This is a genomic window from Mycobacterium sp. NTMscope_Eco_3 (assembly GCF_976985685.1).
In genome coordinates, this window is record NZ_CDRJYZ010000001.1 from 2427349 (window position 1) to 2448368 (window position 21020).

The 21020-nt window shown below is 66.7% G+C and carries 20 protein-coding genes and 2 pseudogenes; 15 read left to right on the plus strand and 7 right to left on the minus strand.

What is annotated here, in order from left to right; all coding sequences use genetic code 11:
• Nucleotides 1-20 precede the first annotated feature (20 nt).
• From AC0KTM_RS11160 to AC0KTM_RS11175, 4 genes are all read left to right on the plus strand, one after another.
• The gene (locus AC0KTM_RS11160) at nt 21-902 is read left to right on the plus strand and encodes an LLM class F420-dependent oxidoreductase (protein ID WP_225328203.1); all 882 of its coding nucleotides are present in this window, start codon (nt 21-23) and stop codon (nt 900-902) included.
• 5 nt (nt 903-907) lie between these two features.
• Nucleotides 908-1378 (plus strand): nuclear transport factor 2 family protein, encoded by a 471-nt coding sequence (locus AC0KTM_RS11165; RefSeq protein WP_225328202.1) that lies wholly within the window; start codon nt 908-910, stop codon nt 1376-1378.
• Nucleotides 1379-1645: 267 nt separating this feature from the next.
• Nucleotides 1646-3421: a molybdopterin-dependent oxidoreductase gene (locus AC0KTM_RS11170; RefSeq protein ID WP_225328219.1), complete on the plus strand. Its 1776-nt coding sequence runs from the start codon at nt 1646-1648 to the stop codon at nt 3419-3421.
• A gap of 93 nt (nt 3422-3514) precedes the next feature.
• On the plus strand, nt 3515-3796 hold the full coding sequence (locus AC0KTM_RS11175) for a LapA family protein (protein ID WP_238955881.1): 282 nt from the start codon (nt 3515-3517) through the stop codon (nt 3794-3796).
• 5 nt (nt 3797-3801) lie between these two features.
• On the opposite strand, the gene AC0KTM_RS11180 is transcribed toward AC0KTM_RS11175, so the two are convergent.
• The 6 genes and pseudogenes from AC0KTM_RS11180 to AC0KTM_RS11205 form a co-directional block, all read right to left on the minus strand.
• A complete protein-coding gene (locus AC0KTM_RS11180) occupies nt 3802-4230 on the minus strand; it encodes a type II toxin-antitoxin system Rv0910 family toxin (RefSeq protein ID WP_238955882.1) in 429 nt (142 codons plus the stop codon).
• Nucleotides 4231-4339: 109 nt separating this feature from the next.
• Nucleotides 4340-4897, minus strand: coding sequence for a hypothetical protein (locus AC0KTM_RS11185; protein ID WP_014942085.1), 558 nt, complete (start codon nt 4895-4897; stop codon nt 4340-4342).
• A 168-nt stretch (nt 4898-5065) separates the two neighbouring features.
• Nucleotides 5066-5887: pseudogene (locus AC0KTM_RS11190) on the minus strand (SAM-dependent methyltransferase).
• A gap of 7 nt (nt 5888-5894) precedes the next feature.
• A pseudogene (locus AC0KTM_RS11195) lies at nt 5895-6746 on the minus strand (AraC family transcriptional regulator).
• A 322-nt stretch (nt 6747-7068) separates the two neighbouring features.
• A complete protein-coding gene (locus AC0KTM_RS11200; protein WP_472415548.1) occupies nt 7069-7356 on the minus strand; it encodes an ANTAR domain-containing protein in 288 nt (95 codons plus the stop codon).
• 262 nt (nt 7357-7618) lie between these two features.
• A complete protein-coding gene (locus AC0KTM_RS11205) occupies nt 7619-8842 on the minus strand; it encodes a CaiB/BaiF CoA transferase family protein (RefSeq protein ID WP_472415549.1) in 1224 nt (407 codons plus the stop codon).
• 284 nt (nt 8843-9126) lie between these two features.
• Here AC0KTM_RS11205 and AC0KTM_RS11210 point away from each other — a divergent pair, with 284 nt between their 5' ends.
• The 8 genes from AC0KTM_RS11210 to AC0KTM_RS11245 are packed head-to-tail and all read left to right on the plus strand — an operon-like array spanning nt 9127 to nt 17706.
• Nucleotides 9127-9999, plus strand: a complete 873-nt coding sequence (locus tag AC0KTM_RS11210; protein ID WP_064933205.1) for a mycofactocin-coupled SDR family oxidoreductase — start codon at nt 9127-9129, stop codon at nt 9997-9999.
• Complete coding sequence (locus tag AC0KTM_RS11215) at nt 9999-11003, plus strand: thiamine pyrophosphate-dependent dehydrogenase E1 component subunit alpha (RefSeq protein WP_472415550.1); 1005 nt, start codon at nt 9999-10001, stop codon at nt 11001-11003. Before AC0KTM_RS11210 ends, AC0KTM_RS11215 begins: the two co-directional genes overlap by 1 nt.
• A gap of 4 nt (nt 11004-11007) precedes the next feature.
• Nucleotides 11008-12006 (plus strand): alpha-ketoacid dehydrogenase subunit beta, encoded by a 999-nt coding sequence (locus tag AC0KTM_RS11220; RefSeq protein ID WP_472415551.1) that lies wholly within the window; start codon nt 11008-11010, stop codon nt 12004-12006.
• On the plus strand, nt 11999-12235 hold the full coding sequence (locus tag AC0KTM_RS11225) for a biotin/lipoyl-containing protein (RefSeq protein ID WP_008257090.1): 237 nt from the start codon (nt 11999-12001) through the stop codon (nt 12233-12235). The genes AC0KTM_RS11220 and AC0KTM_RS11225 overlap by 8 nt, the downstream gene beginning before the upstream one ends.
• A gap of 16 nt (nt 12236-12251) precedes the next feature.
• The gene (locus tag AC0KTM_RS11230) at nt 12252-13124 is read left to right on the plus strand and encodes an enoyl-CoA hydratase-related protein (RefSeq protein WP_472415552.1); all 873 of its coding nucleotides are present in this window, start codon (nt 12252-12254) and stop codon (nt 13122-13124) included.
• Between the two features lie 8 nt (nt 13125-13132).
• On the plus strand, nt 13133-14668 hold the full coding sequence (locus AC0KTM_RS11235) for an acyl-CoA synthetase (RefSeq protein WP_472415553.1): 1536 nt from the start codon (nt 13133-13135) through the stop codon (nt 14666-14668).
• Between the two features lie 12 nt (nt 14669-14680).
• Nucleotides 14681-16033: an aromatic ring-hydroxylating oxygenase subunit alpha gene (locus tag AC0KTM_RS11240; protein ID WP_225328191.1), complete on the plus strand. Its 1353-nt coding sequence runs from the start codon at nt 14681-14683 to the stop codon at nt 16031-16033.
• Nucleotides 16030-17706, plus strand: coding sequence for an FAD-binding protein (locus AC0KTM_RS11245; protein WP_225328190.1), 1677 nt, complete (start codon nt 16030-16032; stop codon nt 17704-17706). Before AC0KTM_RS11240 ends, AC0KTM_RS11245 begins: the two co-directional genes overlap by 4 nt.
• A gap of 80 nt (nt 17707-17786) precedes the next feature.
• Here the strand turns inward: AC0KTM_RS11245 and AC0KTM_RS11250 are convergent, their stop codons facing one another.
• Nucleotides 17787-18635 (minus strand): enoyl-CoA hydratase-related protein, encoded by an 849-nt coding sequence (locus AC0KTM_RS11250; RefSeq protein WP_225328189.1) that lies wholly within the window; start codon nt 18633-18635, stop codon nt 17787-17789.
• 131 nt (nt 18636-18766) lie between these two features.
• Here AC0KTM_RS11250 and AC0KTM_RS11255 point away from each other — a divergent pair, with 131 nt between their 5' ends.
• From AC0KTM_RS11255 to AC0KTM_RS11265, 3 genes are read left to right on the plus strand one after another with little or no spacing between them, the layout of a single operon-like run.
• The gene (locus AC0KTM_RS11255; protein WP_238955889.1) at nt 18767-19582 is read left to right on the plus strand and encodes a nitrile hydratase subunit beta; all 816 of its coding nucleotides are present in this window, start codon (nt 18767-18769) and stop codon (nt 19580-19582) included.
• Nucleotides 19583-19615: 33 nt separating this feature from the next.
• Nucleotides 19616-20320, plus strand: a complete 705-nt coding sequence (gene scnC / locus AC0KTM_RS11260) for a thiocyanate hydrolase subunit gamma (protein ID WP_225328187.1) — start codon at nt 19616-19618, stop codon at nt 20318-20320.
• Nucleotides 20321-20327: 7 nt separating this feature from the next.
• A complete protein-coding gene (locus tag AC0KTM_RS11265) occupies nt 20328-20699 on the plus strand; it encodes a thiocyanate hydrolase (RefSeq protein WP_225328186.1) in 372 nt (123 codons plus the stop codon).
• The last annotated feature ends 321 nt before the right edge of the window (nt 20700-21020 follow it).

The following is a 21020-nucleotide window of genomic DNA, read 5'->3' on the forward strand; positions in this document are numbered from 1 at the left end:
CCTTGTTAGCTTCAGCAACCATGAAGGTCTCAGTCGTGGCCCCGGTCGCCGACGGTGTCACCGCGGACCCCGATTGGATGGTGGCTTTCGCGCGCCACCTCGAGGCGTGCGGATTCGAATCGATCGTCGCCGTCGAGCACACGGTCCTGCTCACGCGCTACGACAGCGTTTATCCCTACGACAGTTCCGGACGGGTCGGGCTGGCGGCCGACTGTCCCATTCCCGACCCGCTCGATCTGCTGGCGTTTCTGGCGGGCCACACCACCAGCCTCGGGCTGGCCACCGGGGTGCTGGTACTGCCCAATCACCACCCGGTGGTGCTCGCCAAGCGGGTCGCCACCGTCGATGTGCTCTCGGGCGGAAGGCTGCGGCTGTGCGTGGGCGTCGGCTGGCTCAAAGAAGAGCTGCAGGCGTGCGGCGCGGACTTCGACAACCGGGGCAGGCGTGCCGACGAGCAGCTGGCGGTGATGCGCGCGCTGTGGGCCGACCAACCCCGGGGGGCATCATTCCACGGCGACTTCTTCAGCTTCGACAATGTGACGAGCTATCCCAAACCCGTTACCGCGGAACGGTTTCCGGTGCACATCGGCGGCCATAGCCGAGCGGCCGCGCGCCGGGCGGGGCGCTTCGGCGAGGGCTTCCAGCCGCTCGGCGTCACCGGAGACCGGCTCGCCTCGCTGATCGCGCTCATGCGCGACGAGGCCTCGGCGGCGGGCCGCCATCCCGCGACCCTGGAGGTTTCGCTCGGCCACAGTGTCACCAAGATCGACGCCGAGCGCGCGGCGAGCCTCGTCGATCAGGGCGCCGACCGGCTGGTGTTGGCCATGCCGCCGACCGCCGACATCGAGCAGGCCAAAGACGCCCTGTCGGCGTGCGCGCAGCGGCTGTCACTGGTTTCGTGAGGCCGATGACGCTGTCCGCCGACGAGCGAATGGCGCTCAGCGATGTGGTCCACCGGTACGCCGCCCACGTCGACGACCGTGAATTCGATGCCGTCGCGGACCTTTTCACCGTCGAGGCCGAGTTGGTCGTGCCCGCACCACCGGCCGATCTGCTGCCGATACATGCGCATCGCGGCCGGGAAGCCATCGCGAGGGCCGTCGCGGCCGTCGCCGCGGTCGCGCGCACCGAGCACGCGATCGTCGGTGAGGTGTACGAGGCGGCCGGGCGGCCGGGCACCGCACGAGGGCGCGTCACGTGCGTCGCCCACCACTGGAACCAGCGCGGCGACGAGGTGGTGGATGTGGTGTGGCATCTGCGCTACGACGATGACTACCGCCTGACCGACGGGCGCTGGCGGATCGACCGCCGGGTCTTGACCATCAACGCCATCGAGGCTCGGCCGGCCAAACGATTGCGGCCCCGCGACCCGGCGTAGCCCCGACCATCCCGGAAGTTGTAGGTAAACTCACAGCTACCGCCCAGGGTCCGAGTTTGCGGCGTAAGCCTTCGCCTTCCTGTCGCAGTTGCGGCGATCGTCACCAATGCCCTGGCGGATTCTGCCCGCTGGCAACTGTTGCCGACGAATATATGGCGCGACAAGACTCGCCCAGCGGCGTTTTTTCCAATCAAACTTGGATTTATCCAGGTGTTTTCGTGTATTTTCAAGCCCGTGACGCATGCCGAAAGCAAGCACGTTGATCCGGTGGGGAACAGCTCGATCTCGACGTTGGCGGTAGGCACGCCGCTGACATCCGATCCTGGTTATCGGCACGAGATCCATACCGCTCACGACACCATCGATGTTGAGGAGTACGGCGGCGGGTTCGATCTCACGAGGCGGGCGACCGCCCCGAAGTTGCGCGTCGGCCGCGACCGGTGGTTCAACCTACTGTGGCTGATCCCGATCGGCTTTGCCTTGTTGATCGCGTCGGTGGCGATCGGTAAGGGTTTGCACAACATCCCGGCCATCCAGTCGTTCATCGCGCGCTACCCCGGGACCGACCCGCACAGCGGCGCTCCGGCCGGGCTGCCGGCGTGGATCGGTTGGACGCACTTTTTCAACCTCTTCATGATGATGTTCATCATCAGGACGGGGATTCAGATTCTCTGTGACCATCCCCGGCTTTACTTCAGCCGCAACGCCACCCCGGGCAAAGATGAGTGGCTGCGGGTCGGCCCACCGGTGCCTGACGACGAGCTCTGGACCGCCAACGCCGACACCGTCGCCCTCCCACCGCAATTCGGCCTGCCCGGATTCCGGCACTCCATCGGGCTGGCGCGGTGGTGGCACCTCGGCGTCGACGTGCTGTGGCTCCTCAACGGGGCCGTGTTCTACGTGCTGCTGTTCACCACCGGGCAGTGGCGCCACATCGTGCCGACCAGCTGGGACGTCTTCCCCAACGCCGCGTCGGTCACGATTCAGTACATGTCGCTGGACTGGCCGACTGACAACGGCTGGGTCGCCTACAACGGCCTGCAGCTGCTGTCGTACTTCACCACCGTCTTCATCGCCGCGCCTGCCGCGTTGATCACCGGCCTCGGGATGTCGCCGGCGCTGTCGCAGCGCGTGCACTGGCTGAGCAAACGCCTGAGCATTCAGCACGCACGGTCGCTGCATTTCCTGGTGCTGGTGTACTTCCTGTTCTTCATCCTGGTACACGTGACGATGGTGTTGACCACTCAGGCACTGCGGAACCTCAACCACATGTTCGCCTCCCGCGACGACAACAGCTGGATCGGTTTCTGGATCTTCGCCGCGGCCATGGTGCTGACGGCCGTCGCGTGGGTGTGGGCCACACCGTTCACCATCAAGCACCCGCGGGTCGTTCAGCGGGTCGGGTACGCCCTGGTCGGCCCGTTCCAGCGGGTGCTCGAGCGGCTGGACCCCAAGCCGGGCGCCTTCACCGAAAAGGACATCTCGCCGCACCACTGGCGCAACGGACGCCTGCCGGAGACCGTCGAGTACAAAGAACTCGAGCGCGACGACTTCAAGGACTGGCGGCTGAAGGTCTACGGGCTGGTCGAGCACCCGATGGAGTTCTCGCTCGAGGACTTGATGGCGCTGCCCTACCACGAGCAGATCAGCCAGCACTTCTGCATCCAGGCATGGTCGGGCGTCGCCAAATGGGGTGGCGTGCAAATGAAAACGATCATGGACATCGTCAAGCCACTGCCCGAGGCGAAATGGGCGGTCTTCTATTCGATGGGTCTCGGCGCCACCGGGGGCATCTACTACAACGCCCATCACATCGGCCAGATGGACCACCACATGACGATGCTGGCCTACAACATGAATGACCAGCAGCTGCCGTACATGCACGGCAGGCCGCTGCGGCTGCGCAACGAGCTGCAACACGGCTTCAAACTGGTCAAGTGGATCAAGGGCATCGAATTCGTCGCCGACTACCGCGACATCGGAAGCGGTTACGGCGGCTACAGCGAAGACCACAAGTACTTCGGGCGACACCAAACCCTGTAAGGCCCGTCAACTCCTCCAAGTCGTTTGTCCACCGGGCGTTTTGGGTAGCTCCAAAGAATCGGCCGGACGGAAGCGACAGCAGAGGAGACGCCCATGAGGCACAGCCCTGTCGACCATCATCGGACCGCCACCCACGATCGCGACGAATCGATGCCTGATGCGGCGCCGACGCCCGGACTGGTCGTGGTCTGCGCCGCGGCGCTGGCGTTCGTGGTGTGCGTCGCGAATTTCGCTCTGGGGCAGGCGCGCGCGGGCGTCACCGCCGCGATCGTCGCGATGCTCGCGTTCGGGGCGGGGCTGGCGTGGCTTGCGATGGACCGCAGGCGGATTCGCCAGGAACAGCGCGAGTGGGTGATCGGACACCCGGGCCGCTAGCTCCGCTACCGCAACGACGCGAGATTGTTCACGGACTTTTGCACATCGGATCGCAGCACCCGGGCGACCAGTCCCCCGATCGGCCCGCTGAGTAAGCCGCCCTTGAGATCGGCGGCGAGGTGAAAGGTCGATCCCGGGTTGTTCGCGGAGACGGTCATCTCCACGTTGAGCCGGATTCCACCACGGCCGCGGCCTTGCAGCTCAATCGATTTCGGCTCGTCATACCGGGTGACGGTCCAATGGATGACGTTGCGGAAACCCTTGACTTTCACGCACGACGAGACGCAGGTGCCCTTCTCGATCGTGGCCGGAACGGGACTTCGCCATCCGGCGAAGATCGTCATCCACTCGTCGAACCGGTCCAGGTCCGACGCCAGCTTCCAGGCCGCTTCCGGCTCCACCTTCGAGGACACCGAAACATCTACTCGAGCCAAGGCGTTTCTCCGCTCCTCCGCCACATCACCAGCGCTGCCACCCACCGGTGACACACGCACAACCGTGGATGAGTACCCCAACACCGCCGGCCCTATTCGTTGGCCAGGCTCAGGGCCACGCCTGTTCGAGTTGCTGAGCGACGTCGATGATCTGCGCGGCCTGCGACGCCGGCGCGTCGATCTCGGTCGCGACATACTGCGCGATGAATCGCCGGATCTCGCCGTCCACCCCGGCCAAGATCCGCAGCACCTCGCCGCGGATGGATTTGGACGAGACGTTGACGGTGATGTCGGAAGGCCGCGGCTTGGCGACGTCGACGATCAACAGCAGCGGTTCGGCCGCGCGCGCCGTCGCACGCAGGGCGATGTCGCCCGAGACCACGAAGCGCTGCTTGTCGAGCCACAGGTCCACCAGCAGATCGATCGACAGCGGAATGTGGATGACGAAGGTGATGCTGTCGCCCAGCCGGCGGGTGACGCGGGGTTCCTGGATTTTCACGTTCGCGCTGACCTTGGCGATCTTGCCCGGCCCCTGGGCGATCGGCTCCATGTCGAACTCGCTGCCCGCGATGTCGGCGAACGCGGCGGCAACACGCTCGGGAGTGACGGCGACCTCGAAGAACCGGCGACCGAATTCCTCGTAGGTGACAAAATCGTGATTCGACATAGGCTTATACGGTCTCACGTCACCTGCCCGAACGGCCGCTGATCCGCTCGCGTCGCAGGAATACGCGCCAGTTCCCGTCCCGGTAAACCGGGCCCGCCCGGCGGGTGATCTGCGTCGATCCCGCCGGCCTGTGAAGCCCGCCACACGCGGCGGGCTTGCGAACCGACGCTAGGCCTTGATCGCCTCGACGAAGTAGCCGCGCGGTATTCCGGGCACGTCGAGCGGGACCACCGGATGGTCCCAGCGATTCCACTTCGTTCCGGGCTCGGCGACATCGGTAACTTGGGCCGTCCAGCCGTGCCGCTCGACAAGGGACGCCGGTGCGTCGGTACCGAACGTCCATGGCGCACCGAGGCGCCGCATGAATTCCAGGGTGGGCTGCAGGAATTCCGCTTCCATCAACGTCGCCCCGACCAGGTCATAGAGCCCGCGAACCCGGCGCTGATAACGCGTCGATCCTGGTGAACAAGGCGCCGACATCCGATGCCTCGAGGTACTGCAGCAGACCCTCGACTAGCCACACCGCCGGTGCAGATGACGAAAATCCATAGGAACGCAAGGCCTTCGGCCAATCGTCGGCCAGATCGATTCCCACCGTGACCCGATGGCACCGGGGTTGCTCGCCGGCGAGCCGTTCGTCTTTGATCGTGGTCACCCGCGGCTGGTCGACTTCGTAAACGGTGGTGCCCGGCTGCCACGGCAGACGGTAAGCGCGGGCGTCCATGCCCGCGGCGAGGATCACCACCTGCGAAATGCCGTCCGATGAGCCCGCAGCAGGCGCTCATCCCAGAAGCGAGTCCGGATGGCGATTTGCGGTGACGTCGCGCCCGTCTTCGCCACGGCTTTGGCAAGCAATTCGCGACCTTCGTTGCCGGCGAGCCGTTCGGCGAACGGATCGGTGAACAGTCGGTCCCGGCGCGACGATTCCTCGGCGCGCATCGCGGCAACCAACAGGCCTGTGTGAGCTACGGCTCGTCCGGTGTCTTCCATGTCGCAATCATGTGCACGCCCGAGCGAATGGTCTTGGATATTTGTGCCGCTCGAGCGGGACGTGGCTGGGCAACAGGATGCGCTGCCGCCGGTAGTACGTCGGCGTCGTCCCGCTGAACGCCCGGAATTCCCGCACGAAGTGGGATTGGTCGAAATACCCTAAGTCGGCGGCGATGCGGGCGCCGCCCGTGCCGTCGCCAAGGCGCCTCAGCGCGGCTTGGAAGCGCCGGGCACGGGCGAATTCCTTTGGGGGCAAGCCAACTTCGGCGCGGAACAGTGCGATGAGCCGCTTGGTGGACAAACCCGTCATGCGGCGGACATCAGCCAGTCGAATCGAGGGATCGGCTTCGACCGCAACCATCGCGGCAGCGACGCCGGGATGCCGATGCACCGACGAGCGCGCCTGCGCCAGCATGAACTCCTCCAGCAGACGAAACCTGGCCGGGACGGACGGCGCCTCGATCAAGCGCTCGTGCAAGTCGCGTCCTCGCCGTCCCCAGATCTCACCGCCGCCCACGGGTCCATCCGCCAGGTCGCCCAACGGTATGCCCAGAAACGGAAATGCGCCCCCGGGTCGAAAATGAATGGCCATGACGGCCTCGTCGGCCGCGATGTCCGAGACGTAGGGCGTGTTCTACGATCCCGTGACGAACGCAGGCGGAACGCTCATCTCGGTGGTGCCGTCGGCGGCATAAAGGTCCAGGTGCTGGCGGTGGCCAACGTCGAAGACGATCGTCACCGCGCCGCGCGGCAGCGCTCGGCTTCGGTATCTCGCCCCGCGATGAAGCCAATGCCCAAAGAATTCGATATGGTCCGCCAGCACAGAGCCCGGGCGGTACAGCTGCGGCGCCGAGCCCATCAGCAGACCCGGTTCACATCGCGTTGGACACCGGTCACAGATGACATTCTCGCACTTCGCTCGACGCCTACGACCTTGGATACGGTGCGCGCCCGTCAGCGGAACAGGCTTATGCCGTAGTCGGTTTCGGACATCGGTCGATTGGCCGCCCTGATCTTCCGCCAGCGCCTGCTACCCCGCCCGCGCGCCGGCCAATAGAGCTCGAGCCCGAAGGCGCGACCCGCGGAACGGTCCGGTGCTTCATCGAAAGAGTTATCGAAAGAGTTGGAGACGGCCGGGTTACCCCTCGAAAGCTCGGCCGTCCCAACGTCTTGGTGCCCGCTCAACAGGTCACTGCGGCGGACTCGAACAGCGGTCCCCATTCGCGCCGGGCCGCGGATTGCGCATCGACGAAGCTCGGTGTCTGTTGGCCATCGCCGGCCAGATGCACCAGGGCCCATGCCATCGCGAACACCGGCACCTTGTGCCGCAATGCCGCGCTGTGCAGTTCGTCCAATGCGGCCTCCGAGGGGCATCGGCGCAGCCCGATGAGAATGCCCCGCGCGGTGTCCAGAATGCGACCGGAGTGCGGACCGCACGAAGTCTGGGCGGGAACCCAGTTCGTTGACATGCTGTGGATACCTCCTGCGGCGCCGTTCATGAATCCGTCACTCACGTACCGGACGAGGAATTCGTGTGTGCTACGCATCGTCGCGGCCGCATACCTCAAAAGCGCCCTGTGCCATGATTTGTCGATTGCCCGCGTTCTGCCAGACCGCCGCCGACATCGATATGCGCCCGTGACCGTTTCGGAATCGGTTGCTAACCACGGAATCCGCGACGCGTGGTAGCGAAACTGGTTGCCAAAAAGCGCGATTAGGCCGATCCCTACCTTAGAGAATCGCCTTGAGTTCCTTGGCCTTGGCGATGTCGTCCCAATCGACGTCGAGCTCCAGCAGGATTTCCTCGGTGTGCTGTCCGTGTTCGGGCGCCCGCGCGGGCGCCGGCGGGGTTTCGTCGAATTGCACTGGCGCGGCAACGATTCGGTACTTCTCGCCGTGGTCGTCGACGTTGGTCACCACGTAGCCGTTGGGCTCGACCTGCGGGTCGTTGAGGGTCTCCCGCGGCGTCGCCAGGGCGCCCCACACGCCGGGTTCGTCCGCGAGCACGCGTTGCCAGTGCGCGAGGTCGTGGCGGGCGAACGCATTCGCGAAAAGTTCGGTCGCCGCGGCGGCGTTGGCGATCAGGTTGGTCGACGGGACGAAGCGCTCGTCGTCGGCCAGCTCGGCCAGGCCCATGCGCTGGCAGAAGCCCACCCAGAATTTGTCCGGCTGCAGGAATACCAGCTGGATCCACCTGCCGTCCTTGGTCTTGTACCGGTTGACGAGGGGGTTGATGGCCAGGCCCGGCGGGGCGCCCGGAATGCCGTCGATGTCGAAGAAGTCGGCGGCCGAAATGGACGGCGCTATCGACCACATCGCCTGGGCCAGCAGCGAGGAGTCGACGATGGTCGGCTCGCCGGTGCGTTCGCGATGGAACAGGGCGGCGCAGACGCCGCCGGCCAGCGTCGCACCACCCTGCAGGTCACCGAAACCGGGTCCCTGAACCGCTGGGGTCTCGCTGCCGAACGGTGTGAGCGTGTACGCCACCCCGCCCCGCGCGAGGTACGTCGCGGCGTCGAACCCGCCCCTGTCCCGGTCCGGGCCCCGCACTCCCAGCCCGGTGCCGCGCGCGATGATGATTTTCGGGTTGAACGAGCGGATGTCGTCGACGGTCAGGCGCGCCCGCTCGAGCGCGCCCGGCAGCCAATTGGTCAAGAACACGTCCGCGCTGGCCAGCAGCCGGCCGAAGAGCTCACGGCCGGTCGCCGACTTGATGTCGATCCCGATGCTGCGCTTCCCGCGGTTGCCCAACTCGAGGATGAAGTCGGCGTCGGGGCGGGCGGCTTGCCGGGTGAAACCGCCGACCACCAGCGCGCGGCCCGGGTCACCCGAGGTGACGCCCTCCACCTTGATGACGTCGGCGCCCCAGTCCGACAGGGCGGCACCGGCCGACGGCACGTAGGTCCACGACGCCAACTCGATGACCCGCACGCCGTGGAGAACACCGTCGGACATCGCCAACCCCCTTGCTCGCTGCCATTCCTTGCTATTTTAGATATTCTAGCTAGTCTTGGGCGTAGTGATAGCCCGTCCGCAGGTCAGCGCAGTTTTTCGGGGAAGAGACGCGATGGAGCCGAGCGAAGGTCTCATTTCGCCGCCCACCGCGGTGATTGCGTGTCGCGGCACGACCCGGCCGGGTGACCGGCCCCCTCCTTCCCGGCGCAGCGGCGGCCGTCAAACCGAATGCCGTTGGGCCCCAAGGTCGATCGTGATATAGCCGCACGGACGAAGGACGAGGGATGGGCAGAGTAGCGGGCAAGGTGGCCGTCATCAGCGGCGCCGCGCGCGGCCAGGGCCGTTCGCACGCGCGGATGCTGGCCGCCGAGGGTGCGGACATCATCGCGGTGGACCTGTGCGCGGACATCGAGACCAACGAGTACCCCCTGGCCCGTCCGGAGGACCTCGACGAGACGGCGCGGCTGGTCGAAAAGGAAGGGCAACGCGCATACACGGCGGTCGCGGACGTTCGCGATCGCGTCGCCTTGTCCGCGGCCATCGATGCCGGCGTCGCCGAGTTCGGGCATCTGGACGTCGTGGTCGCCAACGCGGGGATCTGCCCCCTGACCGCGGGTCTGCCGCCGCAGGCTTTCGCCGACGCCGTGGACGTGGATCTCATCGGCGTGCTGAACCTGGTGCACGCGAGCCTCAAACATCTGCGGTCCGGCGCGTCGATCATCGTCATCGGCTCCAACGCGGCGTTCATGTCATCCCTGAGCACCTCCGGCGCTGAGAGTGGGGTCGGCGGCCCCGGCGGGGCCGGGTATGCCTTCGCGAAACTGGCTGCCGCACACTATGTCAACGACTTCGCGTTGGCGCTCGCCCGGTTTTCCATCCGGATGAACGCGGTGCATCCGACGAACGTCAACACCGACATGCTGCACAGCCCACCGATGTACCGCGCGTTCCGGCCGGATTTGACAGAACCGACCCGCGAGGATGCCGAGCCGGTGTTCCCGCTCGTGCAGGCGATGCCAGTCCCCTACGTCGAACCCGAAGACATCAGCGAGGCGGTGCTGTTCCTCGCTTCGGATGCGGCGCGCTACATCACCGGACAGCAGTTGCGCGTCGACGCCGGGGGCTTCCTGAAGGTCAAACCCTGGTCGGGAGCGTGATGACCACCAAACGCGGTGCACCGCAATGGGGCTCAGAGGGCGCCGAGCGCCGCCTGTACGAGCTGATGGTGCTGATGAAGGCGGCCGACGATCGACTGTCCAAGGGCATCGGCACCGGCGAGTTCATGTGCGTGTACTGGCCCTCGCGGGGCCAGGAGGCGATCGCCGCCGCGATGGGCGTGGCGCTGCGGCCCGACGACCAGCTGGTGACGACCTACCGCGGCCTGCACGACCTGATCGGCAAGGGCGTCCCGCTCGAGGAAATCTACGGCGAGATGATGGGCCGCACGGTCGGCGCCGGCCGGGGCAAGGGCGGCACCATGCACATCGCCAATCCCGCTAAGGGCGTGATGCTTTCGACCGGCATCGTCGGTGCCGGACCACCGGTGGCCGTCGGGCTGGCGATGGCCGCCAAACGCAAGGGCATCGACCGCGTCACCGTGGTCAGCTTCGGCGACGGCGCCACGAACACGGGCTCGTTTCACGAGGCGGCCAACATGGCCGCGCTGTGGGACCTGCCGCTCGTCTTCGTCTGCCAGAACAACCTCTACGCCGAGATGACGCCGACGTCGGACACCATGAAGCTCGAACACGTCGCCGACCGGGCCGCCGGCTACGGCATGCCGGGCGTGCGCGTCGACGGCAACGACCCGCTCGCCGTGAAAGCGGCGCTCGACGACGCGCTGCGGCGGGCGCGCGACGGAAACGGCCCCACCTTCATCGAATGCGTCACGTTCCGCTTCCGCGGCCACTACTTCGGCGACCGGACGCCCTACATCCCCAAAGAGCAACTCGAGGCGGCGATGGCCGCCGACCCGGTGCCCCGGTTCCGCAGCCACCTGGCCGCGACCGGCGTCAGCGATGACGACGAACTCGACCGCATCGACAGCGACGCGGCAGCCGCGGTAGAGGCGGCGCTGCAAATCGTGCTCGGCGCGGACCCCCCGTCGATCGACGAACTCGACCGCGACGTGTACGCCACCCCGATCGCGTTCCCGGTGTAACCGCATGGACGACAAGGAGATGAGCATGCGCGAGGCGCTCAACCTCGCGCTGGACCAGGCGCTCGCGGCCGACGAACGGGTGTTCCTGCTCGGGGAGGACATCGCCGATCCCGGCGCCTCCGGGCCGACGGCGGGCTTGTCGACGAAGTACGGCCACGACCGCGTCCTCGACACGCCGATCTCGGAGGCCGCGATCGTGGGCGCGGCCATCGGCGCCGCGATCGACGGGCTGCTGCCCGTCGCCGAGATCATGATCATGGATTTCATCGGGATCGCCGCCGATCAGCTGATCAACAACGCCGCCAAGCTGAGGTTCATGACCGCCGGGCGCACGTCGGCGCCCATCACCGTCCGCACCCAGGTGTACGCCGGATTGGCCACGGGTGCAACGCATTCGCAGAGCCTAGAGGCGTGGTTCATGCACATCCCCGGCATGAAGGTGATCGTGCCGTCCACCCCGCGGGACGGCAAGGGGCTGCTGACGGCGGCGATCTTCGACCCCGATCCCTGCCTGTTCGTCGAAACGATCCGGCTGCAGAGCAAGAAGGGTCCGGTCCCCACCGAGCCCGGGTTCTCCATCCCGCTCGGCCAGGCCGACATCAAGCGGCCGGGCACCGACATCAGCGTGATCGCCTACGGCCGCTGCGTGCACGACGCGCTGAGCGCCGCGGAGACGCTACGCGAACGGGGTGTCAGCGCCGAGGTGATCGACCTGCGCACCCTGGTGCCGCTCGACGTCGACACCATCGTGGGGTCCGTGCGCCGCACGCGCCGAGCCGTGATCGTCCATGACGCCGTGCAATTCGGGGGCCCCGGAGCGGAGATCGCCGCGATCCTGCACGCACAGCTCTTCGGGGAGCTCGCCGCGCCCGTCGAGCGGGTCGCCGCACGATTCGTCCCCAACCCGGCCGCGGCGGCGCTGGAGGCCCAGGTGTATCCGACGCCGGCGCGGATCGTCGAAGCGGCCCTGCGCACCTGCGAGAGGACGAAGGTGCGTGGCTGACTTCATCATTCGCATCCCCCGGGTCTCGGTGGCGGTCTCGGAGGCCGAACTGACCGGGCTGCTCGTCGGCGCCGGCGAGCACGTCGAAGCGGGCACGCCGATCTACGTCATCGCCACCGAGAAGGTCGAGCAGGAGATCGAAGCCGGGGCGACGGGGACCGTGCGGTGGACGGGCCAGGTCGGGACCACCTACGACATCGGCGCCGAAATCGGCGTCATCTCGTCATAACGAAGAAAGGTATCCCATGGATCTCAACGAGACCCGCGAGAGAATCATCTACGAAAAGGACGGCCCCATCGCGCGCGTCACCCTGAACTGGCCGGAGAAGGCCAACGCCCAGGACCAGAAGCTGGCCGAGGAAGTCGACGCCGCACTGGCCGACGCCGACCGCGACTACGACATCAAGGTGCTCATCCTCAAGGCCAACGGCAAGGGCTTCTGCTCGGGCCACGCGATCGGCAACAACGCCGTCGACTACCCGGCGTTCGTGGAGAACGCCATGGTCACCGGCCACCCCTGGAAAGCCCAGAGCGACTTGTTCGTCAAGCCGACACTGAACCTGTGGGAATTCTCCAAACCCACCATCGCCCAGGTGCACGGCTACTGCGTGGGCGGCGGCACGCACATGGGCCTGACCACCGACATCGTCATCGCCTCCGAGGACGCCTACTTCTCCTACCCACCCCTGCAGGGGTTCGGCATGCCGTCGGGCGAATGTTCCATCGAACCTTGGGTTTTCATGAACTGGCGGCGCGCCGCCTACTACCTGTTCACCGCCGAGGTGATCGACGCCAGGAAGGCGCTGGAAGTCGGCCTCGTCAACGAGGTGGTCAAGCGTGAGGACCTCGACGCCCGGGTGGACGCGATCGCCCGCCACATCGCCCAGGCGCCGCTGACGACGCTGATGCTCACCAAGGCCAATCTCAAGCGGGCCTGGGAGCTGATGGGCATGCGGGTGCACTGGCAGAGCTCCAACGACCTGGTCGCGCTCGCGTCGATCAGCAAGGACGTGCAGCAGCTGATCCAGACGGTGTTCAAGGACAAAGTGCTGCCCTCCGAGCACGCCCGCCGCCAGGCCGCCGCGGCCGCCCAGACCGACGGCGCCGCAACCACATAGGGTTCGCGGTGAACATCGCCGACCACGCCCGCAGTGCCGCGCAGTCGCCGGCGCTCATCGTCGCGGACGGCGAGGTGATCTCGTACGCCCAGCTGCACGCGCGCAGCCGGCGGGTCGCCGCGCTGCTGCACGACGCCGGGCTACGACGCGGCGACGGCGTCGCGCTGGTCCTGCCGAACCGCCCCGAATTCCTCGAAATCACCTGGGGCGCTCAGCTTTCCGGCCTCTACTACACCGCCGTCAACACCCACTTCACCCCCGAGGAGGCGGCCTACGTCATCGACGACTCCGACGCCAAAGCGGTGTTTGTCGACGCCTCGATGCCCGAACTCGCCGCGCACCTGCGTTCCGCCAATGCCGCGCCGGTCGCCCACGTCGCCGTCGGGGGCTCGACGGCCGGCTGGCAGTGCTACGAGGACGCGCTTGCCGCGGCCGGCGAAGCGCCACCGGTGTCGGATGGCTCGGAGATGCTGTATTCGTCGGGCACCACGGGACGGCCCAAGGCGGTGCGGCGGCCGCTTCCCGAGGACGGCAACGGGTCCTGGGCGCAGTCGGTGCTGGAGATGGCCCTGATCCACAAGTACGGGATGGGCCCGTCGAGTGTGTACCTGTCCCCCGCGCCGCTGTACCACGCGGCGGGGGTGAACTACACCATGGCCGCCAACCGGGTCGGCGCCGCGTCGGTCCTCCTGCGCAGGTTCGACGCCGAGACCGTGTTACGGCTGATCGAGACCCACCGGGTGACCCACGCCCAGTTCGTGCCGACGATGTTCGTGCGCATGCTCAAACTGCCCGAAGCCGTGCGACGGCGCTACGACGTGTCGAGCCTGCGGTGCGTCATCCACGCGGCCGCGCCGTGCCCGGTCGACGTCAAGCACCGGATGATGGAGTGGTTCGGACCGATCATCCACGAATACTACGGCGGCACCGAGGGTTTCGCGGGCACCACGATCGGACCACAGGAATGGCTTGCCCATCCGGGTTCGGTGGGCATCCCGACGGCCCCGGTGCACGTGGTCGGCGAGGACGGGCGGGAGCTTCCCGTCGGTCAATCCGGCGAACTCTATTTCGAGGGTGGACCGGACTTCGAATACTTCAAGAATCCCGCCAAGACCGCGTCGGTGTCCAACAACCGCGGCTGGCGCTCGCTCGGAGACGTGGGCTATGTCGACGGCGATGGGTACCTGTACCTCACCGACCGGTCGACGTTCATGATCGTCTCCGGCGGGGTCAACATCTATCCGCAAGAGGCGGAGAACCTGCTCGTCATGCATCCAAAGCTGGTCGACGCGGCCGTATTCGGGGTCCCCAACGAGGAATTCGGCGAAGAGGTCAAGGCCGTCGTGCAGCCGGCCACCGGCATCGTGGCCGGGCCGGACCTCGAGGCCGAGCTCATCGACTACTGCCGGGCCCACCTGGCCGGCTACAAGTGCCCGCGCAGCGTGGAGTTCGACCGAGAGTTGCCGCGGGACCCGAACGGAAAGCTCTACAAGAGGCGCGTCCGCGAACGGTACTGGCAGGGACGGGTATCGCGGATCTTGTGAACGAGGATGGCTATGAACGCTAGGAACGTGCCGTGGGCGGTCCGGACCCCCGATCGGATCCCCAAGCAGCGCTACTACGACCCGGATTTCTACGCGCTGGAAGCCGAGATGCTGTGGCCCCGCACGTGGCAAATGGCGTGCCGGCTGGAGGAGATCCCCCGGCCCGGCGATTACGTCGAATACGAAATCCTCGACGAGTCCGTCATCGTGGTGCGGGTGGACAGCCAGACGGTGCGCGCCTACCACAACGCCTGCCGGCATCGCGGCGTAAAGCTGGTGGAGGGCAACGGGAACCGCCGCACCTTCGTATGCCCCTTCCACGGCTGGTGCTGGGGCCTCGACGGCCACAACACGTTTGTGCTGCGGCCCGAAGCCTTCGCCGACGAGAACCTGGCCGCCGACGACCTTCGACTCGTGCCGGTGCGATGCGAGCTCTGGGGCGGTTGCGCGTGGATCAACCTCGACGACGACGCCCCGGCGCTGCGTGACTGGATGGAACCGTTCGCATCGGTGTACGACGCCTGGCAGGTCGACTCGCTGCGCGTCGAGTGGTGGAAATCGTGCCGACTGCCGGTGAATTGGAAACTCGCCGCCGCGGCGTTCATGGAGGGCTACCACGTCCCGCAGACCCATCCCCAGTTGCTGCCGTCCGCGCAGACCGGCGACGTTGCCGCGGCGGTGCACCCGGTCGTGGCGAGCAGCCTGTATTTCATGCGCACCCTCGGTGACGGCATGGCGGGCATGACGCACGAGAACGACATCCGCATCGCCGAGGGCCTGCAGAACATCGAGCTGCCGTCCGACCCGGCGGCGGCGATGGCCGCGTGGCGCAGCGCGCTGAACGACGCCGTCGTCGACTGGCATCGCGCCCGGGGCAGCGGCATGCCCGACCTCAACGACCTGGTCCGCCGCGGGATCACCGACGCGATCGGGTTCGCATTCCCGCATTACTTCATCCTGCCCACCTACAGCAGCGCGTCGTCGTACCGCATCCGGCCGCTGGGGCCCGAGGACACGTTGTTCGAGATCTGGTCCCTCGCCCGGCTTCCCAACGACGCGTCGGCCGGTAAACCGACGCCCCCGGTACCGATGGCGCCCGACGACCCGCGCTGGCCGCCGATTCCCGCCCAGGACTTCTCCAACCTGCCGCGGCAACAAAAAGGATTGCATTCCAAGGGCTTTGACTTCATGCGGTTGTCCCACCAGATCGAAGGACTGATCTCCAACTTCGAGCGTGTCATCGACGGTTTCCTGGCGGGCCTGCCGTACGACGCGCTGGTGCCCGCGATCCAGAAGACCAACACCACCATCGACGTGCCGATCGCCGATCTCGGCTTCACGGCGAGCTCCGTGGAGGCGCGATGAGCGCCCAGTGGGACCGCTCCGTGGATCTGCTAATCGCGGGCAGCGGCGGCGGTGGCATGGTCGCCGGGCTGGCCGCCCTGGACTGCGGGCTCGAGCCCCTCATCATCGAAAAGCAGTCACTGGTCGGCGGTTCGACGGGCCTGTCGGGGGGCATCGTGTGGCTGCCGAACAACCCACTGATGCGCAGGGATGGCGTCGCCGACTCGCACGAGGACGGTTTGGCCTACCTGGCCGACGTGGTCGGCGACATCGGGGCGCCGTCCTCGCCCGAGCGGCGCGAAATGTTCCTCACGGCGGGCCACGGGATGATCAATTTCCTCACCCGCAAGGGCGTCAAATTGGTCCGGTGCGCGGGCTGGAGCGACTACTACCCGAACCACAAGGGCGGCAACGCGTCCGGCCGCGCGGTCGAGGGAATCCCGTTCGACGCCGCGCAGTTGGGTGATTGGCGCGACAAGGTGCAGCCGCCGCTGGCCAAGAACTACGGATACGTGGTGCTGACCAACGAGTTGCGTTCGGTGCAATACTTCAACCGCTCGCCGCGCGCGTTCGCGGTCGCGGCCCGGGTGTTCCTGCGCACCGCCGCGGCGCGGGCCCGGCGGCGCCAGATCCTCACCAACGGCGCCTCGCTGATCGCTCAGCTGCTCAAGGCGCTGATGGATCTCAGCGACGGGCATCCCCCGCTGTGGACCGACGCCGCGATGGCGGACCTCGTCGTCGAGGACGGCCGCGTGGTGGGCGCGCGCGTCGTGCGCGACGGCACGCCGTTGAACGTCGAGGCACGCAAGGGAGTCCTGCTGGCCGCGGGCGGATTCGGCCACAACAAGGAGATGCGCCGCCGGTACAGCGGTGACCAGCCCAACGAAGGGCAGTGGTCGATCGCCAACGCCGGTGACACCGGCGAGGTGCTCGAGGCGGCGATGCGCCTGGGCGCCAAGACCGATCTGCTGGACGAAGCGTGGTGGCTGCCTTCGGTTTTCATCGCCAACGGTGGGGCCGTGGCCGCCTCGCTCGGATCGGGCCGCCAGCGGCCCGGCGCCATCTACGTGGACTCGAGCGGCCGGCGGTTCTGCAACGAATCGAACTCCTACGTCGAGGTCGGCAAAGCGATGTACGCCAACAAGGCCGTGCCCTGCTGGATGATCTTCGACAACGGATACGTCCGCAGATACGTCACCAGCGCCAACCCGCTCAAGCGGAACCAGGCGTTGCCGCCGGAGCTGATCGAGTCCGGCGCCGTGAAACGGGCCGAGACGATTGGAGAGCTCGCCGGCGAGATCGACCTTCCCGCAGACGAATTGGCCCGCACGATCCAGCGGTTCAACCGGTACGCGGCCAAGGGTCTGGATCCCGACTTCGGCCGCGGCCAGTCCGCCTATAACGACTGCCTCGGCGATCCGGGGTACCGGCCGAACGCCGCCATCGGGCCGCTCGACACCGCGCCGTACTACGCGACCCGGGTGCTCCCGGCCGACGTAGGAACGTGCGGGGGCGTGCTCACCAACGAGCACGCGCAGGTCCTCGACCAGCAGGACCGGGTGATCGAGGGCTTGTACGCCACCGGCAACACCACGGCGACCGTGATGGGCCGGACCTACCCGGGTGCCGGGGCGAGCATCGCCAGCTCGATGGTGTTCGGTTACGTCGCCGCCCGCCACGCCGCCGGCAAGTAACGGCGAAAGGACCCGTCAGGCGGGCATTCCCGCCGAACGTGACACTGTCGTCACGCTCGCCGCCGAACGTGACACTGTCGTCACGTTGGCGGGGACTCGTCGTCGTCGCGGTCGACGAATTCACGCGGCTTCAGGCCCGACTGCATGAGCTCGGCCCGCCGCGCCTGCACATCGGACGCGGCGCCGACCATGTTCGTCAGGATGTGACTGACCTGCAGGTGCACCCGCATGCCCATCAATTCCCACGCGCGCTTCACGTTGTTCTTGACGGCCATCAGTGTGGTCAACGGGATTTGGGCGATCCTGCGCGCCATCTCCTCGACGGTGTCCTCGAGCTGATCGCGCGGCACCACCCGGTTCAGCAGACCCCAGTCCAGGGCCTGCTGCGCGGAGAGGGTCGGCGCCAGCAGCAGCCAGTCCATGGTGCGGTGCCAGTTCATCAGCAGCCACGGCTCGATCATGGTGTGCCCGCCGGGCTCGCCGAGGCTTTGGGCAAGGGGCATTTGGAAATACGCGTCCTCGGAGGCCACGCAAAAGTCGGTCAGCAAGCCGAGATAGATTCCCCCGCCCATGCAATAGCCATGGATCTGCGAGATGGTCGGCTTGGGGAATTCCCACAGGTACAACGTCGGCCACAGGAACAGGTCGGCGGTGCCCTTGTAAAGGTCCTCGAACGTCTCGCCGAAATCCGGGTACGGGTTTTCGTCCGGGCCCCAACGCGCCACGTGCCCACCACAGAATCCCTTGCCGTTGGCTTTGAGGATGACGACCTTGATGTCCTTGTCGCGGTCGGCCTCGTGCAGGCAGTCGTCGACCTCGGTGACCAGGATCGCGTCTTTGGTGTTGGCCTTGTCCGCTCGGTTGAGGATGATCCGCGCAATTGGCGGTTCGCGTTCATAGATGACCGCTTCGAGCTCGCGCCGCTCCATGGTCGGACCATACCCTTCCGCATCCCGCGCACCGGTGATTTGGCGGTTGCGCGACCGCGGCGCGAGGAGTGAGCTGTAGTGGGTGCGCAGTGCCGACGGATGGGGCTGAGACGGCGACTCCTCTCGAACGGGTGCAGCAGCTGGACCTCGTGGCCCGGCTCAAATCCGCCTACCCCGAACTTCCGGACGCTCCCACGCCGGATCTCATCGACCACGAGCGATTCGCCGCCTACGTCAAGACCCCGCACGACGTCGGCGGCGAGCCGGACGCCCCGATCGAGTTCGAGAACAAGGAGTACGAGATCTGGGAGCACAACACCTATGTCATGTGCGAGGTGCTCGGCTGGCGCGGCATCTGGCTGTCCGAGGAACGGCGCCGGATGGGCAACGTCGATCTCGGCCGCACCATTTATCTCGGCCTTCCCTATTACGGGCGGTGGCTGCTGGCGGTCGCACGCGTGCTCGCCGAAAAGCACCACATCGGCCTGACCGAATTGGCCGAACGAATGGCCGAGGTCAAGGCCCGCTACGCGGATGGCCCGAGCGGAAAGCCCTTGGCGGCCATGCCGAAGTTCGAAGGCGATCCCGCACCCGTCAACCGCAATCGGCACCATATCCACGCCGCGGGCAAGGGTGACCCACAGGTGTACGCCGGGCAGGCCGGCGCACCGAAGTTCGGTGTCGGTGACAAGGTCGTGGTGCGCGATCTCCCCGTGCTGCTCTACACCCGCACCCAGGAATATGTGCGCGGCGCGACTGGCGAGATCGCGGTCGTGTCCTATGAAAGCCCCGCCGCCGAGGACGAGACGTGGGACGGCGCGGACCAACGGCCCGAGTGGTTCTACATCGTCCGGTTCAACCTCTCCGAGCTGTGGCACGGCTATACCGGTCCCGGCAACGACACCCTGCAGACCGAGATCCCGGAACGATGGCTGGAATCGGCCTAGCCACGGGATCCGAGTTCGAGAAAGGACTACGGCATGAGCGCTGACGAACACGATCACGAGCGCACCGCCGCGCCCATGGTGGATGAAATCACCGACTTCGAAGTCCTCGAGATCGCGCTCCGCGAATTGTGCATCGAGAAGGGGCTTTTCACCGCGGAGGATCATCGCCGCTTCACCGAGTTCGCCGAACAGATCGGCCCGACGCCCGCGGCGCGCCTGGTGGCGCGGGCCTGGCTCGATCCCGACTACAAGGAGCTGGTTCGCTCGGATCCGCTTGCCGCCAGCAAGGAGGTGGGCGTCGACTGGCTGGAACCGACCGGATTCGGGACCCCGAGTGACTTCACGGCCCTCCACGTGCTCGAAGACACCCCGACGCTACACCATGTGATCGTCTGCACGCTGTGTTCGTGTTATCCGCGGCCGATTCTGGGCAATTCGCCCGAGTGGTATCGGACGCCCAACTATCGCCGCCGCATCGTCCGCTGGCCCCGCCAGGTGCTCGCGGAGTTCGGCCTGATCCTTCCGGAGGACGTCGAGATCCGGGTGGAAGACTCCAACCAGAAGCACCGGTTCATGGTGATGCCCGTCCGTCCCGACGGAACGCAGGGCTGGACCGAAGACCAACTCGCCGAGATCGTCACGCGCGACTGCCTGATCGGTGTCGCGCTGCCCAAGCCGGGGGTGACAACCAACGCCGTCACCCAGACCCGAGCCGCCGTCCATCCCGCAGCGCCCTGAGGCACAGATGAGCACCGCGCACAACCCTCGCCCGATCGCGGAATCCACGGTCGCGCCGCTGACGAAAATCGTTGAGCGCAACCAGATCTGGAGTCGTATGACCGCGAAGTACGGGGTCGACAACCCGGTACCGCCCTGGCAGACGAGTCTCGACGGGATTTGCGATGCGATCGACCAAAGCCGTTGCGGCGCAGAGGCCCTCGGGTTCGCCGAGCGGCGGGAGGATGAGGACACGCTGTCGGCGACCGTCTACGCCGAACTGCCCTACCCGGAGAACCGGCTGGTTGCGCTGGCCCACTCGCTCGTCGCGCGCGGCGTCATCGACGAATCCGAACTCGAGGCAAGGCTGACCGCCGTGCGGGCCAGGTTGGAATCCTGAGCGACGTCATCGCAAATAGTGAGCTCCAGCACAACAACCCTTGCTTTTCGCGGCTGATGAGGGGCTTCGGTCGGCGATGCGCTACGCTGGCGACAACGTTGGCTTCGTAACACTGCATGCCAACACCGTCGTGGAACGCTTCCTCATCCCCCTGGTGCCCAGCGAAGAAGATCGCGCTTGACACCTAGATGAGCGTGCATCGTGCACTAGCTTGTCTCGCGGCGATCGATTTTGCCACCCGGCAATCTCGCCATCCTCGTGCCGATGCCCGCGTGACCTCTCGTCTCCGACACGGCACCACCGATGCCTGAAAGGCACCGA

What these genes read in the sequence shown, in the direction of transcription:
- AC0KTM_RS11160 (WP_225328203.1), top strand. Translation starts at nt 21, where the DNA reads ATGAAGGTCTCAGTCGTGGCCCCGGTCGCCGACGGTGTCACCGCGGAC.
- AC0KTM_RS11165 (WP_225328202.1), top strand. Translation starts at nt 908, where the DNA reads ATGACGCTGTCCGCCGACGAGCGAATGGCGCTCAGCGATGTGGTCCAC.
- AC0KTM_RS11175 (WP_238955881.1), top strand. Translation starts at nt 3,515, where the DNA reads ATGAGGCACAGCCCTGTCGACCATCATCGGACCGCCACCCACGATCGC.
- AC0KTM_RS11185 (WP_014942085.1), bottom strand. Translation starts at nt 4,897, where the DNA reads ATGTCGAATCACGATTTTGTCACCTACGAGGAATTCGGTCGCCGGTTC.
- AC0KTM_RS11200 (WP_472415548.1), bottom strand. Translation starts at nt 7,356, where the DNA reads ATGTCAACGAACTGGGTTCCCGCCCAGACTTCGTGCGGTCCGCACTCC.
- AC0KTM_RS11205 (WP_472415549.1), bottom strand. Translation starts at nt 8,842, where the DNA reads ATGTCCGACGGTGTTCTCCACGGCGTGCGGGTCATCGAGTTGGCGTCG.
- AC0KTM_RS11210 (WP_064933205.1), top strand. Translation starts at nt 9,127, where the DNA reads ATGGGCAGAGTAGCGGGCAAGGTGGCCGTCATCAGCGGCGCCGCGCGC.
- AC0KTM_RS11215 (WP_472415550.1), top strand. Translation starts at nt 9,999, where the DNA reads ATGACCACCAAACGCGGTGCACCGCAATGGGGCTCAGAGGGCGCCGAG.
- AC0KTM_RS11220 (WP_472415551.1), top strand. Translation starts at nt 11,008, where the DNA reads ATGGACGACAAGGAGATGAGCATGCGCGAGGCGCTCAACCTCGCGCTG.
- AC0KTM_RS11230 (WP_472415552.1), top strand. Translation starts at nt 12,252, where the DNA reads ATGGATCTCAACGAGACCCGCGAGAGAATCATCTACGAAAAGGACGGC.
- AC0KTM_RS11240 (WP_225328191.1), top strand. Translation starts at nt 14,681, where the DNA reads ATGAACGCTAGGAACGTGCCGTGGGCGGTCCGGACCCCCGATCGGATC.
- AC0KTM_RS11245 (WP_225328190.1), top strand. Translation starts at nt 16,030, where the DNA reads ATGAGCGCCCAGTGGGACCGCTCCGTGGATCTGCTAATCGCGGGCAGC.
- AC0KTM_RS11250 (WP_225328189.1), bottom strand. Translation starts at nt 18,635, where the DNA reads ATGGAGCGGCGCGAGCTCGAAGCGGTCATCTATGAACGCGAACCGCCA.
- scnC (WP_225328187.1), top strand. Translation starts at nt 19,616, where the DNA reads ATGAGCGCTGACGAACACGATCACGAGCGCACCGCCGCGCCCATGGTG.
- AC0KTM_RS11265 (WP_225328186.1), top strand. Translation starts at nt 20,328, where the DNA reads ATGAGCACCGCGCACAACCCTCGCCCGATCGCGGAATCCACGGTCGCG.